The 16,144-nt window shown below is 67.8% G+C and carries 16 protein-coding genes; 5 read left to right on the plus strand and 11 right to left on the minus strand.

Annotated elements, in window-relative coordinates:
* Positions 1-107: 107 nt before the first annotated feature.
* Positions 108-761, plus strand: a complete 654-nt coding sequence (locus tag M2351_RS10030; protein ID WP_264655954.1) for a LysE family translocator — start codon at positions 108-110, stop codon at positions 759-761.
* Here M2351_RS10030 and M2351_RS10035 read toward each other — a convergent pair.
* Positions 730-1,410 carry a DedA family protein gene (locus M2351_RS10035; protein ID WP_264655955.1) on the minus strand — a complete coding sequence of 227 codons (681 nt, stop codon included), beginning with the start codon at positions 1,408-1,410 and terminating at the stop codon, positions 730-732. The genes M2351_RS10030 and M2351_RS10035 overlap by 32 nt on opposite strands.
* A gap of 87 nt (positions 1,411-1,497) precedes the next feature.
* Entirely contained in the window at positions 1,498-3,312 is a 1,815-nt protein-coding gene (locus tag M2351_RS10040) for an ABC transporter transmembrane domain-containing protein (protein WP_406567375.1), read from the minus strand.
* Positions 3,313-3,551: 239 nt separating this feature from the next.
* Here M2351_RS10040 and rpmE point away from each other — a divergent pair, with 239 nt between their 5' ends.
* A complete protein-coding gene (rpmE, locus tag M2351_RS10045) occupies positions 3,552-3,776 on the plus strand; it encodes a 50S ribosomal protein L31 (RefSeq protein ID WP_014241009.1) in 225 nt (74 codons plus the stop codon).
* 78 nt (positions 3,777-3,854) lie between these two features.
* Here the strand turns inward: rpmE and M2351_RS10050 are convergent, their stop codons facing one another.
* A complete protein-coding gene (locus tag M2351_RS10050) occupies positions 3,855-4,268 on the minus strand; it encodes a DUF1465 family protein (RefSeq protein ID WP_264656861.1) in 414 nt (137 codons plus the stop codon).
* 291 nt (positions 4,269-4,559) lie between these two features.
* On the opposite strand from M2351_RS10050, the gene M2351_RS10055 reads away from it, so the two are divergent.
* Positions 4,560-5,021 (plus strand): Hsp20 family protein, encoded by a 462-nt coding sequence (locus tag M2351_RS10055; protein ID WP_264655956.1) that lies wholly within the window; start codon positions 4,560-4,562, stop codon positions 5,019-5,021.
* 153 nt (positions 5,022-5,174) lie between these two features.
* Here M2351_RS10055 and M2351_RS10060 read toward each other — a convergent pair whose 3' ends face one another.
* The 5 genes from M2351_RS10060 to M2351_RS10080 form a co-directional block, all read right to left on the minus strand.
* Positions 5,175-7,052 carry a PAS domain S-box protein gene (locus M2351_RS10060; RefSeq protein ID WP_264655957.1) on the minus strand — a complete coding sequence of 626 codons (1,878 nt, stop codon included), beginning with the start codon at positions 7,050-7,052 and terminating at the stop codon, positions 5,175-5,177.
* A 126-nt stretch (positions 7,053-7,178) separates the two neighbouring features.
* The gene (locus tag M2351_RS10065) at positions 7,179-7,982 is read right to left on the minus strand and encodes an alpha/beta fold hydrolase (protein WP_264655958.1); all 804 of its coding nucleotides are present in this window, start codon (positions 7,980-7,982) and stop codon (positions 7,179-7,181) included.
* Between the two features lie 11 nt (positions 7,983-7,993).
* Positions 7,994-9,304, minus strand: a complete 1,311-nt coding sequence (locus tag M2351_RS10070; RefSeq protein ID WP_264655959.1) for an O-acetylhomoserine aminocarboxypropyltransferase — start codon at positions 9,302-9,304, stop codon at positions 7,994-7,996.
* A 198-nt stretch (positions 9,305-9,502) separates the two neighbouring features.
* The gene (locus M2351_RS10075) at positions 9,503-10,642 is read right to left on the minus strand and encodes a carboxylate-amine ligase (RefSeq protein ID WP_264655960.1); all 1,140 of its coding nucleotides are present in this window, start codon (positions 10,640-10,642) and stop codon (positions 9,503-9,505) included.
* 6 nt (positions 10,643-10,648) lie between these two features.
* Positions 10,649-11,521 carry an N-formylglutamate amidohydrolase gene (locus M2351_RS10080; RefSeq protein ID WP_264655961.1) on the minus strand — a complete coding sequence of 291 codons (873 nt, stop codon included), beginning with the start codon at positions 11,519-11,521 and terminating at the stop codon, positions 10,649-10,651.
* A 180-nt stretch (positions 11,522-11,701) separates the two neighbouring features.
* Here M2351_RS10080 and M2351_RS10085 point away from each other — a divergent pair, with 180 nt between their 5' ends.
* The gene (locus tag M2351_RS10085; protein ID WP_264655962.1) at positions 11,702-12,616 is read left to right on the plus strand and encodes a DMT family transporter; all 915 of its coding nucleotides are present in this window, start codon (positions 11,702-11,704) and stop codon (positions 12,614-12,616) included.
* 94 nt (positions 12,617-12,710) lie between these two features.
* On the plus strand, positions 12,711-13,457 hold the full coding sequence (locus M2351_RS10090) for a FadR/GntR family transcriptional regulator (RefSeq protein ID WP_264655963.1): 747 nt from the start codon (positions 12,711-12,713) through the stop codon (positions 13,455-13,457).
* Between the two features lie 92 nt (positions 13,458-13,549).
* On the opposite strand, the gene M2351_RS10095 is transcribed toward M2351_RS10090, so the two are convergent.
* From M2351_RS10095 to rplO, 3 genes are all read right to left on the minus strand, one after another.
* The gene (locus M2351_RS10095) at positions 13,550-14,197 is read right to left on the minus strand and encodes an adenylate kinase (RefSeq protein ID WP_264655964.1); all 648 of its coding nucleotides are present in this window, start codon (positions 14,195-14,197) and stop codon (positions 13,550-13,552) included.
* Positions 14,197-15,537 carry a preprotein translocase subunit SecY gene (gene secY, locus M2351_RS10100; RefSeq protein ID WP_264655965.1) on the minus strand — a complete coding sequence of 447 codons (1,341 nt, stop codon included), beginning with the start codon at positions 15,535-15,537 and terminating at the stop codon, positions 14,197-14,199. The genes M2351_RS10095 and secY overlap by 1 nt, the downstream gene beginning before the upstream one ends.
* 120 nt (positions 15,538-15,657) lie before the next feature.
* A complete protein-coding gene (gene rplO / locus M2351_RS10105) occupies positions 15,658-16,143 on the minus strand; it encodes a 50S ribosomal protein L15 (RefSeq protein WP_264655966.1) in 486 nt (161 codons plus the stop codon).
* Between the last annotated feature and the right edge of the window lies 1 nt (position 16,144).

Genomic DNA, 16,144 nt, shown 5'->3' on the forward strand with positions numbered 1-16,144 from the left:
CTGTGCGCAGCGAATCCGGGCTTCATCGGTTGACGCAGGGGCGGTGGACCGCTATCACCCCCCGCGGAGTCCATCCGTGACCGAATCAGTTTGTGGGGAGCAACGGCGTGCATGAGTTGGTGGTGCTGCTGCAAGGCATCGTCCTCGGGATCGCCATCGCCGCCCCGGTCGGCCCCATCGGGCTGCTCTGCATCCGCCGCACGCTCCAGTACGGCCCGGCGATGGGGTTCTTCACGGGCTTCGGCGCGGCGGTCGCCGACACGATCTTCGGCGCCATCGCCGCCTTCGGCGTGTCCGCGGCGCTCGACTTCCTCCAGGGGCACGAGGTCGCGTTCCAGCTGGTCGGCGGCATCTTCCTGCTGGTCGTCGCGGTGCGCACCTTCCGCAAGAAGCCCGAGGAGGACGAGCGGGAGGCCGAGAAGGCCGCCGACACGCCGTCCTGGTTCGGCGGATTCATGACCGGCTTGTCGCTGACGCTGACCAACCCGGCCACCATTATGGCCTTCATCGCCATCTTCGCCGGCTTCGGGTTGGGCGGGAACCTGGGGCGGGTGGACGCCACCACGCTGGTGGCCGGCGTCTTCATCGGCGCCTGCACTTGGTGGATGAGCCTGTCCATGGGCGTGGCCGCCGTGCGCCACCGCATTTCCGACGAGCGGCTGACTCTGCTCAATCACTGCACGGGCGTGGCGCTGGCCGGCTTCGGGCTGTGGGCGCTCGGCATGGCCTTTACGGGCATGGCGGGTTGGGCGATGGGCTGAACGCCGCGCCGGCGCTCGCCCGACGGGACTTCTGGTCCCGGCGGATCGACCGGAAATGCCGGATCAGCCGGTACAGGTACAGCCCGACCAGCACCACCAAAAGCCCGATCGTGAAATACCCGATCAGCCGGTTCGCAAAGGGCCAAGTGGACAGCAGGTAGCCGGTCCAGGCCAGCAACAACGTCCACAAGATCGAGCCCACGCCGGAATAGAGGCAGTAGAGCAGGATCGACATCCGGCAAGCCCCCGCCGGGATGGAGATCAGCGTGCGCACGCCGGGCACCGGCTGCGTCAGGAACACGGCGAGCCCGCCGCGCTTGGCGAACCAGTCGGTGCTGCGCCGGACCTTCTTCGGGTGGATGGTCAGCCAGGGGCCCCAGCGCTTCAGGAAGGCCTCCAGCCGGTCGCGGCCGAGCAGGCGGCTCGGCAGGAACCACACCAGCTGCCCGACCATCGAACCCAGCCCGCCGGCCAGCGCGATGCCCATCAGGCTGTATTCGCCGTGCGCCGCCGCCAGCCCGGCCAGCGGGATCACCGATTCCGCCGGCACCGGCGGCACCACCCGCGCCAGCACGAGCAGGAGGAAGATGCCCACGTAATTCATCGTGTGCATCACATCGACCAGCCAGTTCGTTAGCCCGCCTTCCATGCGCGTTCACCCGGAGTTCATGCCCAGGGAGGAACAACGATGACGTGGGCGCGGTTCCGGCAACCCAGCCGCGAGAGTCCTTCGGGGCTATTCCGCGGCGCGGTCGAACTGTAGGGCGGCGAGGCGGGCGTAAAGTCCCCCTTCCCGCACGAGGTCGGCGTGGCGGCCGGTGGCGACGACGCGGCCCTCGTCCATCACCACGATTCGGTCGGCGTTCAGCACGGTTGCCAGACGGTGCGCGATAATCAGCGTGGTGCGGCCCTTCATCAGCCGGTCCAGCGCGTCCTGCACCATCCGCTCGCTCTCCGCGTCCAGCGCGCTGGTCGCCTCGTCCAGCAGCAGCACCGGTGGGTCGCGCAGGATAGCGCGGGCGATGGACAGGCGCTGGCGCTGGCCGCCGGACAGCCGCACACCCTTCTCGCCGAGGTAGGTGTCGAAGCCCTGAGGCAGCGCCTCCAGGAATTCCAGCGCGTGGGCCGCTTCAGCGGCGGCGCGCACCTCGGCGTCGCTGGCGTCGGGCCGGCCGTAGCGGATGTTCTCCCAGGCGTTAGCCGAGAAGACGACGGGATCCTGCGAGACAAGGCCGAGGCGGCGGCGCACCTCCACCGGGTCGGCGTCGCGAATGTCCACGCCGTCCAGCCGGATCGCCCCCGCTTGCGGGTCGTAGAAGCGCAGCAGCAGTTGGAACACCGTGGTCTTGCCCGCGCCCGACGGGCCGACCAGCGCCACCGTCTCTCCCGGCGCGACGTCGAGGGAGAATCCCTCCAGCGCGGCGCCGTTCGGGCGGGACGGGTAATGGAAGCGCACGCCGGCGAAGGAAAGCGCCCCCGTTGCCGGTTCCGGCAATGCCACCGGGCTGGCCGGCGCGCGGATGTCCGGCCGGGTGTCCAGCAGGTCGAACAGCCGCTCCGTCGCGCCGGCGGCGCGCTGGAGGTCACCGACCACCTCGCTGATTGCGCCGACGGAGCCCGCGACTACCACCGAATAGATGACGAAGGCAGACAGCTGGCCCGCCGACAGCCGCCCGGCCAGCACGTCATGCCCGCCGATCCACAGGATGATGCCGACCGCGCCGAAGACCAGGACAATCACGATCACCGTCAGCAGCGCGCGCACCTTGACGCGGCGCACCGCGGTGGCGAAGGCGTCCTCCACCCGCGCGCCGAACAGCACGCGGTCGAGCGCCTCGTGCGTGTAGGCCTGGACGGTGCGGATGGCGCTCAGCGTCTCTTCCACGAAGGAGCCGATGTCGGCGATCTTGTCCTGGCTGGCGCGCGACAGGGCGCGGACGCGGCGGCCGAACAGGATGATCGGAACGACCACCAGCGGCACGACCAGGAAGACCAGCCCGGTCAGCTTGGGCGAGGTGATCAGCAGCATCCCCGTGCCACCCAGGAACAGCAGCAGGTTGCGCAGCGCGATGGACACCGACGAGCCGACGACGACCTGCAGCACCTCGGTGTCGGTGGTCAGGCGCGACAGGATCTCGGACGTTTTGTTCGTCTCGAAGAAGCCGGGCGACAGGCGCAGGACATGGTCGTAGACCGCCCGGCGGATGTCGGCGACGACCCGCTCCCCAATCCAACTCACCAAATAGAAGCGCCCGAAGGTGGAAGCGGCCATCAGCACGATGACCGCCAGCAGGACGAGAAGCGCGCGGTCGAGCAGCGACGAATCGCCGGCCGCAAAGCCCTGGTCCACCAGGACCCGCATCCCCTGACCCATGCCCAGCACGGTGCCGGCCGCCACCACCAGCGCCAGAACGGCGCCGAGGATCTGCGCCTTGTAGGGCCATAGGAAGGGCATCAGCCGGCGCAGCGGGGTCAGGTCGCGGCGGCGCGTGTCATTGGACGCGGCATCGTTTGACGGGGCGCGCGTTGATCGTGAAGATTGGCGAAACACCGGGGCTCCCCTGCGGCAAGGGCACGGCGGAGGTCACGCCGCGCGAGGGCTCAGCCGGCATATAGCAAGGTCGCAGCACACCGACAAGGAGCCTAGGGCGGGGATAAAAAGGCCGCAGCGCGGGGCAAGACGCCCGCGGCACAGCCCAAAACGCCCGTGCCGCAAATCGTCGCGGATGGCGGTTGCATCGTGCGGCCCTCTTTGCTATAGACGCCGCTCGCTTTGCAGGAACCCCGGCCATGAAGACTGATATTCATCCCGACTACCACGAGATCAACGTGGTGATGACCGACGGCAGCACGTTCAAGACCCGCTCCACCATGGGCAAGCCGGGCGACACGCTGCGCCTCGATATCGACCCGAAGTCGCACCCGGCCTGGACCGGCGTGCAGAAGCTGCTCGACACGGGCGGGCAGATCGCGAAGTTCAACAAGCGCTTCGCGAGCTTCGGCCTGAAGAAGTAAGCTTCTTCTCCGCAAAACGAAAAAGGGCGTCCGGTCCGCCGGGCGCCCTTTTCGCGTTTGCGCAGATCGTCACCGACATCAGCCGGCGACGGCGTGCTGCACCTCCATCCGCGCCCGCTCGTCCAGGCGGGACACGCGCATGTAGAGCCTGTGGCTGCGCTCCAGCAGGCTGCGCAAGCCTTCGGGCAGCGCCTCGTTGTCGGGGCCTGAGGGGTCGGTGCAGACATCCCCGCCGGACAACGCGAAATCCTCGCTCGCCGCCTGCTCGCGGGTGATCTCGCCTGCGTGGACGGCCTTCTGCGCCAGCAGCCACGCCATTACTTGCGTCAGGCGGCTGGTTACGCGCATGGATTCGTAGGAGATTTGCAGCCGGACGTGCGGGGGCAGCGTCCGGTGGTTCACGGTATCATGATAGGCGATGTAATTGCGCGCCTCGATCAGCAACGCCATCGTCTCGTCATAGGTACCGTTGAAGAAGGTCGGTGTTTCCATCACGGCCGTACCCCTCCCGCGGCCGGATGGCCCAATCTTGAGCCTCGCCGCAATTGATTAACAATCGATGAGTGTTCCGGGACCGCCATGCGGCGCAAGCCTACTTGGCCTTTCGACAGGCTGACGGCCACCCCGTTTGAAAAAACATAGGCCCTCTTGAACAGGCCAAAGGGTCGCTTATTTCTCGCGGTACCGGCGGACGCCCATACGGGGTCCATCGGGATCGCAAAGTTGGGGATCGACGATGATCGTGGTCCCCGAACGCTGTATCGCTCGATTGGAGGATATATCATGCGTACCTACGACCTTTCGCCGCTGTTCCGTTCGACCGTCGGATTCGACCGCCTCTCGCGCCTCCTGGAGACCGCGATGACCGGCGACGAGGCCGCGGCGTCCTACCCGCCCTACAACATCGAAAAGACGGGTGACGACGCCTACCGGATCACCATGGCCGTTGCCGGCTTCGGGCCGGAGGACCTGGAGATCACCGCCCAGCAGAACTCGCTGGTGGTCACTGGCAAAGCTAAGAAGGATCAGGAAACCGGCCAATTCCTCTACCGGGGTATCGCCGGCCGCGCTTTCGAGCGCCGCTTCCAGCTTGCCGACTTCATCAAAGTGGCCAACGCCAACCTGCTGAACGGGTTGCTCCACATCGACTTGGTGCGCGAGGTGCCGGAGGCGATGAAGCCCCGCACCATCAAGATCGACAGCGCCGTGTCGAAGCAGCCGGCCCTGACCCAGCAGGCCGCGTAACAGGCGACTTCGGTTAGATCACGGCTGGATCGTTTCCTGAACCGAACGGATGGCGCCCTGGGCAACCGGGGCGCCGTTTCGCTTTATCAACGAATTTTCGATACGGAAGCCGAACGTTCCGGCTTTGCCACGACCCTTAAAGGAACGCGGTCGTTACGTTCCCATGGCGTTCAGAAACTCCGCCATGCTCAGTTCGCGTTCCGCCGGCAAATGGACGGTCACCGTGGTGCCCTGCCCCGGTGCGCTGTCGATGCGCAGCGTGCCGCCGTGCGCCTCGACCAGCCGCTTGCAGATCGGAAGGCCGAGCCCGGTCCCCTCATAGCCCCGGGTCATCGACTGGTCGATCTGGTTGAACGGAACCAGCGCCTTCGGGATGTCGTCGGCCGCCATGCCGATGCCGACGTCGCGCACGAACATCTCCACGCCGCCTCCAGCGCCGCGACGGGCGCCGACGGTGACGGTGTCGCCGGCCTTTGAGAATTTCACGCCGTTGGACAGCAGGTTTACCAGCACTTGGCGCAGCCGCAGCGCGTCGCCGCGGACCGGCGGCAGGTCGTCCGCCAGTTCGATGGACACCGCCACGCCGCGCTTGCCGGCCTGGATGGCGATAAGGTTCAGCCCCTGCCCCACCAGATCCGCGACGTCCACCGGCCCGTCCAACAAGTCGAGCTTTCCCGACTCGATCTTCGTGATGTCGAGGATGTCCTCGATGATGCCCAGCAGATGCTCGCCCGACTGGCGGATGCTCGCGGCGTAGTCGGTGTAGCGGTCGACCTCGGTCGCCCCGATCAGCCGCATCTCGATCACCTGGGCGAAGCCGATCACCGCGTTCAAAGGCGTGCGCAGCTCATGGCTCATCACCTGCAGGAAGGCCGACTTGGCCCGGTCCGCGGCCTCCGCCGCCTCCTTGGCGCCGATCAGCTCCCGCTCGATGCGCACCCGCTCGGTGATGTCGCGGATGACCGCGATGAACATGCGCCGGCCTTCCACCTCGATGCAGCTGACCGCCAGTTCCACCGGAAACAGGCTGCCGTCCCCGCGCATCGCCATGACCGGACCGTCCTGCCCGGTGACGCGGGTGGTGTGCCCCACCGGGAACCGGTTCAGGTATCCGGCGTGGCACGCGACGTCGGCGGGCGGCAGCAGCCGGTCGATGCTGCCCCAGACGATCTCGACCGCTGGGATGCCGAACATCTCCTCCGCCGCCCGGTTGAAGCTGTGGACGATGCCCTCTTCGTCGGCGGTGAGGATGGCGTCGGCGGCAGCGTCGACGATGGCGTTGGTCCGCGCCTCCGCCATGCGGAGCGCCTCGGCCGTCCGCACATATTCGGTCATGTCGGTCAGCGTGCCGACGAAGCCCTGGAAACGCCCATCCGCGTCGGCGAGCGGCGAGCTTTGACAGAGCACCGAGGTCGCCGTGCCCTCCGGCCCGAGAAAGCGCAGGTTGACCAGCATCGCGCGACCTTCGGCGGTGCAGCGCGTCCATTCCGCCTCGAACCGGCAGCGGTCATCGGGATGGACGGCGTCGCGCCAGCCACGGCCCTGCACCTCGTCGGCGGCGACACCGGTGATGTGCGCAAAGCGCGGGTTGGCGAAGGTGATGCCGCCCCTGGCGTCCGTCTGGAAGATGCCGACGGGTGCGGAGCGCGCCAGCGTCTGGTACAGCGCCTCGCTCGCCCGCAGGCGGCTTTCGGCCTCCACCCGGTCGGTGACGTCGCGCACGTTGATGACGACGCCCTGAACGTCCGGATCGTCCAGCATGTTGCAGGCGGCGGCCTCCACATGGCGCCAGGCGCCCCCGGCGTGGCGCAGGCGGTATACGGCGGGTTCCAGGGGAGCATTGGGATCGGCCACGCGGCGGGCGAAGCGGCGGGCGGCGTCGGCGCGGTCGTCGGGATGGACATAATCCAGCATGGCGGTGCCCACCACCGCTTCCGGCTCGTACCCGAAGACGCGCAGCGCAGAGCCGCCCACGAACCGGAACAGCCCGTCGCGTGACAGCAGGGCCGTCACGTCGCTGGCGTTCGTCATCAGAGCGGTCGCTGAGCGCTCGTTGATCCGCAAGGCCGAGTCCTCCCACCGTTCCGGCTGGTTGGATTCAGTAGACCGTCACTTCATTAACCGTTTATGACGCCGGCGAAATCAAACGCGAAAAAGCTACCGCGCTTTTGGCGCCAAATGCTGCGCCAGGGCATCCACGACGGCGTCCGGGTCTTCCGTCATGACCATGTGGCCGACACCCGGCAACACGACCACCTGCGACGCCTTGACCCTGGCGGCGAGCGCGCGGCCGGCCTTGGCCGGAGTCATGCGGTCGGCGGCGCCCAGCAGGAACAGCGCGGGGCAGGCCACCGCGGACGCTGCCTCCCCGCCGCGTTCGTAAGCGTTGCAGGCGGCAAGGTCGATCCCCAGCACGCCCGGCGGGGTCCGCTGCATCAGGCGGCGGCCGCCTGGCAGCAGCGCCAGCCCCGGCGCCGCCGATCCGCCGACATGGCCGCGCGGCCCGTGGCCCCAGCCGATGACCAGTTCGATCGACGACGGATCGTTCGCTGCCGCCGCCGCCAACAGGTCGGGATGCACCGGCATCACCTCGGCGACGCCGAGCAGCGCCAGCGATTCGACACGCTCCCCATGGCGCGCCGCGGTATCCAGCGCGACCAGGGCGCCCATGGAGTGGCCGACGAGCGCCGCCCGCTCCACGCCGGCGGCATCCAGAAGCGACACGACCCAGTCCGCCAGTTCCGCCACGGAGGCAAGCGGCACGCCGGCGGAGCGGCCATGCCCCGGCAGGTCCACCGCCAGCACCGCGCGCCCGTGATGGGCGAGGTAGCGGGTTTGCAGGCTCCACACCGTATGGTCCATGCCGGCGCCGTGGATCAGCACCACGGCCGGCAGGGCCGGGTCGAAAGGCCGGCCGCCGGTGTGGGCGTAGACGGCGTGGCCGTTGACGGAAAGCTCCATGACCGGTCCCCTTACGGCTTGGTGGCGGCGCGCAGCGCCTGCCGCAGGTCGTCGATCAGGTCGTCGCAGTCCTCCAGCCCGATGGACAGACGGATCATGTCCTCCCCCACCCCACTGGCCTTCAGCGCCTCGGCGTCCAGCTGCGCGTGGGTGGTGCTGGCCGGGTGGATCACCAGCGACTTGGCGTCGCCGACGTTGGCGAGGTGCGAGAACAGCGTCAGCTTCTCGATGAAGCGTCTCCCCGCGTCTCTCCCCCCCTTGATGCCGAAGGAGATGATCGAGCCGGCACCGTGCGGCAGCAGCCGGGCGGACAGCCGGTGGTCGGGATGGTCGACCAGCTCCGGGTAGGTGACCCAGGCGACCGCGCCCTTATCCGCGTAGGCCTCCGACTCCAGGAAGCCGATCACCTTGCGCGTGTTGTGGATGTGGCCCTTCATGCGCAGCGGCAGCGTTTCCACGCCCTGAAGGATCTGGAAGGCATTCATCGGGCTCATGCAGGCGCCGAAGTCGCGCAGGCCCTCGGCACGGGCGCGCATGACGAAGGCGGCCGGCCCGAACTCCTCCACGAAGTCGATGCCGTGATAGCCGGCGTAGGGCTCGGTCAGGGTCGGGAACTTGCCCGACGCCTCCCAATCGAAGGTGCCGCCGTCGATCACCGCGCCACCGATGGCGACGCCATGGCCGGCCAGCCACTTCGTGCAGGAATGCATGACGAGGTCGGCGCCGAAGGACAGCGGCTTGCACAGGTAGGGCGTGACGAAGGTGGCGTCCACCATCAGCGGCAACCCGGCATCGTGCGCGATCTGCGACACCTCGGGGATGTCCAGCACCTCCAGCCCCGGGTTGCCCAGCACCTCGCCGAACACCAGCCGCGTCTCCGGCCGGATCGCGTTGCGGAATCCGTCCAGGTCGCGCGGGTTCACGAAGGTGGTGGTGATGCCGAAGCGCGGCAGCGTGTAGGCCAGCAGGTTGCGGCTGCCGCCGTAGATCGAGGAGGACGCGACGATGTGCCCGCCCGCGTCCATCAGTGTCAGGATCGCCAGCGTCAGCGCCGCCTGGCCGCTGGCCGTGCAGACCGCCCCGACGCCGCCCTCCAACGCCGCCAGCCGCTCCTCCAGCACCGCCACCGTGGGGTTGGAGATGCGGGAGTAGATGTGCCCGGCACGTTCCAGGTTGAACAGCGAGGCCGCGTGGTCCGTGTCGTCGAACACGAAGGACGTCGACTGGTAGATCGGCACCGCCCGCGCCCCGGTCGCCGGGTCGGGCCGCTGGCCGGCGTGCAGGCTCAGCGTGTCGAACTTGAAGAACTTGGCCTCGGCCATGCACTTCCCCCCTAAAGGTAGGGGGCCGCCCGGTTTTCGAGCGGCCCCCTGTTGTTTTTGCGTTTTTTGCCTGCCCTGCTCAACTCAATGAGCTGAATTGCGCCGAGCGTATGGCTGGATGACCCAAAGGTCAAGCCACCCGCGTTTCAAAATTGCCCAGGATTCGGCAGCATTCGGAAAGCCGAGCGTCTGATTGGCTCACGCGGGCACCTCGATGCCCACCATCGTCTCCTCCACCAACCAGTCGACGACCTGGGCCAGGGCCTCCCACCCCGTCGCACCCTGCTCCAGCGCGTCGCGGTAAATGGCGACTTGGCGGTGGGCGCTGGTGCCGCGGCGGATGATGTCGCGGGCGTGCGCGACCTCCGCGGCGCAGCCGAAATGCTCCGCATCCTCGCGGGTCAGCTCGATCAACTCCTCCATCAGGTCGGTATAGGGCACGATCTTGCCTTGGCCGAAGTCCACCAGCCCGTCGTCCAGGCCATAGCGCTGGGCGCGCCAGCGGTTTTCCTCGATCAGCAGGTTCTTGTAGGGGCGCCATGTGACGTTCTTCAGCCTCAGCCGCCACAGCATGCGCAGCAGGCAGCGGTACAGCGCCGCCACCGTCACCGCGTCCTCCAGCCGGGTGCAGACGTCGGTGATGCGCATCTCCAGCGTGGGGAAGCGCTGCGACGGGCGGATGTCCCACCACAGCTTGCTGGCGTCCTCGATGATGCCGGCGTTGACCAGCACGTTCACCTGCTGCTGGTACTCGCCGAAGCTCTGGAAACCGTCGGGCATACCGGTGCGCGGCAGCTCGTTCCACACCGACAGACGGTAGGATTTGCGCTCCATGTCCTGCCCCCGCCAGAAGGGGGAGGAGGTGGACAGCGCCAGCAGGTGCGGCAGGAAATAGCGGACCTGGTTCATCAGGTCGATGCGCAGGTCGTCGTCCTCGATCCCCACATGGACGTGCATGCCGCAGATCATCAGCCGCCGCGCCGGCGCGCCGAGGTCGCGGGCCAGCATGTTGTAGCGGTCGCGGTTGGTGTGCTTCTGCGGCTCCCACGCCGCGAAGGGGTGCGTGGAGGCGGCGATGGGGGCGAGGTCGTGCTCCCGCGCCACGCCGGCCACGGTGGCGCGCAGGCTGGCCAGTTCCGCCCGCGCCTCCGCCAGATCGGCGCAGACCGGCGTGCCGACCTCGATCTGGCAGCGCAGGAACTCCGGGTGGATGCGGCCCGGCGCCCGCTCCTGGCAGGCGTCCAGCATGCCGTCGGGCGGATTGCGCGCGATGTCCCGCGTGCTGCGGTCCACCAGCAGATACTCTTCCTCAAGCCCCAGCGTGAAGGCCGGTTCCATGCAGTCTCACTCCCGCGGGTGCATCTCGACCCGGTAGAGATCCGGGTCGGCGAGGATGGGCTCCAGCGCGTCGCCCAGGACCTGGGCCCAGGTGGCGACGCCTTCCGGAATGGCGATCAGATCCTGGCGGACCTCGATCAGGACGTTGGGCAGGCCGGCCGGCGTGGCGTGGGTCTCCACGGTGCCGCCCAGCGTCGTGCGCCCAGTGTAGGGTTCGTTGTCGCCCACGCACCAGCGCCCGTCGGCGCGCAGTCGCGCGATCATCGGGACGGGGATGCGCGGGTCGCGGTCCCACAGGATCCCGACGTGCCAGGGGCGCGCCACGCCGCGCATCACCGGCGTGAAGCTGTGGACGGAGACGATGGCCGGAACCTGCCCACGCTCGCGCCGCCGCGCGATCTCCGCCGCGACGGCGTCCTGGTAGGGGATGAAGATCGCCTCGACCCGCCGCCGCTCCTCCGCCGCGTCCAGCGCGCGATTCGCCGGGATCACCACGTCGTCGCTGACCACCGGGATCGCCGTGGGATCGTTCAGCGCGCGGTTCGGGTCGATCACCAGCCGGGAGTAACCGGCCAGCACCGCCGTCGCCCCGAACCGGCGGGCCAGCCGCCGCGTCAATTCCGCCGCGCCGATGTCGTAGGCAATGTGCCGACACAGCTGCTCCTCCGGCAGGCCGAGGTCACCGAGAGCCTTCGGCACCGCGCGCGTGGCGTGATCGCACAGGATCAGCAACGGGCTCCGCGACTCCGGGTTCAACACCGTAAAGGGCGGCGGATCCTCCGGGCCAAGCAGCGGAGGCGGCGGTGCCGCCCGCGGCGGCGTCGGGGCGGTGACCGGCCGGGGGTGCTCGGCGGGTTGGCAGGGGGAGTGCGGCGTCATGGCGGCATAATATTGCAGGGCAAGGCGCGGATCGGAAGCTCGGGCGATGGTTATAGGCACCCCTGGCTTAACACCGTCCCCGCGCCAGGGTTTCCCGCCCCTGCGCCGAACCGCGCTTTGCAGACGTGCCATGCGGCGGGGCCGTTGGCGCCCACAGGTTGCGACCGCTATAACAGCGCTATGACGGACGCCAGCACCCTTTCCTCCACCGCGCGCGTCGACGCCGCGCAGCGGATCGCCTTGATCGCCCTGTTGACGGGTGCGATCGGCATCGCCTTTTCGCCGGTCTTCGTCCGCCTGTCCGAGCTTGGGCCGACAGCGACGGCCTTCTGGCGACTGGGCTTCTCGGTGCCGGTCCTCTGGGCCTGGATGGCGCTGGAGCCCAAGCGCGGCGCGCGCACCCGCAGTCCGTCCTCCGTTTCCGACTACGCGCGGCTGACCGCGGCCGGCCTGTTCTTCGCGGGCGACCTGACCGCGTGGCATTGGTCGATCAAGTACACGTCCGTCGCCAACTCCACGCTGCTGGCCAACTTTGCGCCGATCTTCGTCACGCTGGTGTCGTGGCTGGTGTTCAAGGAGCGCTTTTCGCGAACCTTCGTCCTCGGCCTCGCCCTGTCCGTCGGCGGTGCCGTTGTGCTGATGGGGCAGAGCCTGCAGCTCAGCCCGGAGCATCTGTTCGGCGACGCGTTGGGCATGCTGACCGCGCTGTTCTACGGCGGCTACATACTGTCCGTCGGCCGGCTGCGAGCCGAATTCTCCACCGCCACCATCATGACCTGGAGCGGCGTGGTCACCGGCCTGGCCCTGCTGCCCGTCGCCACGCTGTCGGGCGAGAGCCTCGTGGCCGGCTCCGCCTACGGCTGGGGGGTGCTGCTTGGCCTTGCGCTGTTCAGCCACGCCGGGGGACAGAGCCTGATCGCCTACGCGCTGGCCCACCTGCCCGCCGCCTTTTCCTCCGTCAGCCTGTTGATTCAACCGGCGGCGGCGGCCATCCTGGCCTGGATTCTGCTGGACGAGCCGCTGGGCGCGCTGCAGGCGATCGGCGCCTTGATCGTGCTCGCCGGCATCCTAATGGCGCGCCGCGGGAGCCGATGACGCACTGCAATCGCCCGTGCGCGGATGGACGTTGACGCGCTCCATCCGAGTCGGGTACGACCCATGACTGTTTGCTTATGAAGGGGACTGCTCCGTGTCCGAAGGTGAAGACAACCTCCACGTCCCCGCTTCGTCGCAACGCATTTCCGAATGGGTAGCGCAACAGCTGATGGAGCGGATCGCCCGCGGCGAGCTGGTGCCCGGCGAGCGTCTGCCCGGTGAACGCCAGCTGGCCGAGCAGCTGCACGTCAGCCGCGTGTCTGTCCGCGCCGCCCTTCAGAAGCTGAAGACCCAGGGCTTCCTCACCGCCGTCCAGGGCGGCGGCACCCGTGTGGTCTCCTCGGCCGGCGCTATGGACGGCGCCCTGACGGAGATGGTGCGGGTCAAGCACGCGAACCTCTGCGACCTCGTGGAGATCCGCCAGGCGCTGGAAAGCTGGGCCGCCCGCCGCGCGGCGGAGCGCGCGACTCCGGAGCAGATCGAGCACATCGGCCACATCCTGACCGCCATGGGCCAGATCGGCCGCGACGGCAAGCAGGCGGCCGACGACATGGACTTCCACCTCGCCGTCGCCCAGGCGGCCGGCAGCCCCGTCTACCTGCACCTGCTCTCCACCATCCGCGACATCCTCGGCCAGATGATGGAGTATCACCACACCGAGCCCTTCGCGCTGGGCAAGGAGGCGCTGATGATCGACCATCACCGCGCCATCTATGAGGCGATCCAACACCGCGACGCAGACGCGGCGGCCACGGCGGCCACGGCCCATCTCGGCTGGGTTCTCGACCGCTACAACGACATGCGACGGAAGGCCGAGGAAGCCGCGACGCCGGCCAACTGATCGCCCTTCCCTTTCCGAATCGTCCAAAAGACAAAAGCCGCAGACCCGAACGGGCCTGCGGCTTTTGTCTTCAGAGGCATGGCCCCGGCGCGTCAAGCGGCGAGGAGCGCCTCGATCTGCTTCGTCACGTCGTCGATCTCGGCCATGCCGTCCACTGTCTTCAGGACGCCACGGTCCCGATAGTAGGGCAGGATCGGCGCGGTCTGCTCGTGGTACTGGGACAGCCGAGTCGTCACCGTGGCGGCGTTGTCGTCGGCACGGCGCTTGAACTCCGTGCTGCCGCAGACGTCGCACACGCCCTCGACCTTGGGCTTCTCGAAGGTGTCGTGATAGCCCTTGCCGCACTTGGCGCAGGTGTAACGACCGGTGATGCGGTCCACCAGGATGTCGTCGACCACCTTCATTTCGATGACGTGGTCGAGCTTCAGGCCCTTGTCGGCCAGCATCTTGTCCAGCGCCTCGGCCTGGGCGACCGTGCGCGGGAAGCCGTCGAGGATGAAGCCGTTGGTGACGTCCGGCTTGGAAATGCGCTCGGCGATCATCTGGACCATCAGTTCGTCCGGCATCAACTTGCCGGCCGCCATGATGTCCTTCGCCTGCTGCCCCAGAGGACCGCCCTCGGCGACCATCGCGCGGAGCATGTCGCCCGTCGAAAGCTGGACGAGCCCGCGCGTGTCCTCGAGACGGCGCGCCTGGGTCCCCTTCCCGGCGCCCGGCGGTCCGAGCAGAATGAGATTCATTACTTTCTCCCCCGAAGCTTCGCTTTTTTAATCAGCCCTTCGTACTGGTGGGCCAGCAGATGGGAATGAATCTGCGCGACCGTGTCCATGGTGACCGTGACCACGATCAGCAGGCTGGTGCCGCCAAAATAGAACGGAACGGAATGCTGCGAAATCAGGATTTCGGGCAAGAGACAAACCGCCACAAGGTAGGCCGAGCCGATGACCGTCAGGCGAGTCAGCACATAGTCGATGTAGTCGGCCGTGTTCTTGCCGGGACGGATGCCGGGGATGAAGCCGCCGTACTTCCGCAGGTTCTCCGCGGTCTCGGCCGGGTTGAACACGATGGCGGTGTAGAAGAAGCAGAAGAAGATGATCAGCGCCGAATAAAGCAGCATATACAACGGGGTACCGTGCGCGATGTAGCGCGACACCGTCTGCAGCCACTCCGGCCCCTCCCCGCCCGCGAAGCCGACCGCGGTCAGCGGCAGCAGCAGAAGCGAGGACGCGAAGATCGGCGGAATGACACCCGAGGTGTTGAGCTTGAGCGGCAGGTGCGACGCTTCGCCGCCGAACACCCGGTTGCCCATCTGGCGCTTCGGGTACTGGATCAGCAGGCGGCGCTGCGCGCGTTCCATGAACACGATGAAGAACACGACGCCGACGGCCATCAGCAGCATGAAGACGATGAACACCGTCGACAGCGCACCCGTGCGGCCCAGTTCCAAGGTGCTGACCAGCGCGCGCGGCAGTTCGGCGACGATGCCGGCGAAGATGATCAGTGAGATGCCGTTGCCGATGCCGCGGGCGGTGATCTGCTCGCCCAGCCACATCAGGAAGAGCGTGCCGCCGACCAGCGTAATGACGGTGGCGATTCGGAAGAACAGCCCAGGGTCGCCGACGGCGGCCCCGTGCGACCCGGTCATCGACTCCAGCCCCACCGCAAGGCCGTAGGCCTGGACCGTGGCGAGGAGGACGGTGCCGAAGCGCGTGTACTGGTTCAGCTTCTTGCGGCCCGATTCGCCCTCCTTCTTCAGCGCTTCCATCTGCGGCGACACCGCGGTCAGGAGCTGCACGATGATGGAGGCCGAGATGTACGGCATGATGTTCAGCGCAAAGATGGTCATGCGGTGCAGCGCACCGCCGGCCAGCATGTCGAACATGCCGAGGATGCCCCCGCCCTGCTGCCGGAAGATGTCGGCCAGGATCTGCGGGTTGACACCCGGAAGCGGGATGTAGGTGCCCAGGCGGTAGATGATCAAGGCACCAAGGGTGAACCAGATCCGCTTCTTCAGCTCGGTCGCCTTGGAGAAAGCGCCGAAGTTAATGTTCGCGGCAAGCTGCTCGGCCGCTGATGCCATGGGTCGTATCCCTGTCCCTAACGTGCGAACGGGGCGGTCCTGCACACTGCAGGCCGCCCCTCGCAACTACGCTGTATTTAGTACCGGACGATGCCCGCACGCAAGCGCGGGCTCATCCAATCACTCGGCGGCTTCGGCGGCGGAACCGGTCAGCGTGACGCTGCCGCCCACCTTCTCCACCGCTTCCAGCGCCGACTTGGAGGCGCCGGCGACGGTGAAGCTGGCCTTGGTCGTCAGCGTGCCCTTGGCGAGCAGGCGGACGCCGTCCTTGGCCACCTTGCCGGTGACGCCCGCCGCTTCCAGAGCCACCGCGTCGATGGTCTGGTTGGCGTCGAGCTTGCCGAGGTCGATGGCCTTCTGGATCATGCCCAGGTTCACCACCGAGTATTCCTTCGCGAAGATGTTGCGGAAACCGCGCTTCGGAAGGCGGCGGTGAAGGGGCATCTGGCCACCTTCAAAGCCGTTGATCGCGACGCCGGTGCGCGAGGTCTGACCCTTCACGCCACGGCCGCCGGTCTTGCCCTTGCCCGAGCCGATACCGCGGCCGACGCGCATGCGCTCCTTACGGGCACCGGGATTGTCCCGGAGATCGTTCAGCTTCGTCATG

Source organism: Azospirillum canadense, from assembly GCF_025961225.1.
Classification (GTDB): domain Bacteria; phylum Pseudomonadota; class Alphaproteobacteria; order Azospirillales; family Azospirillaceae; genus Azospirillum; species Azospirillum canadense.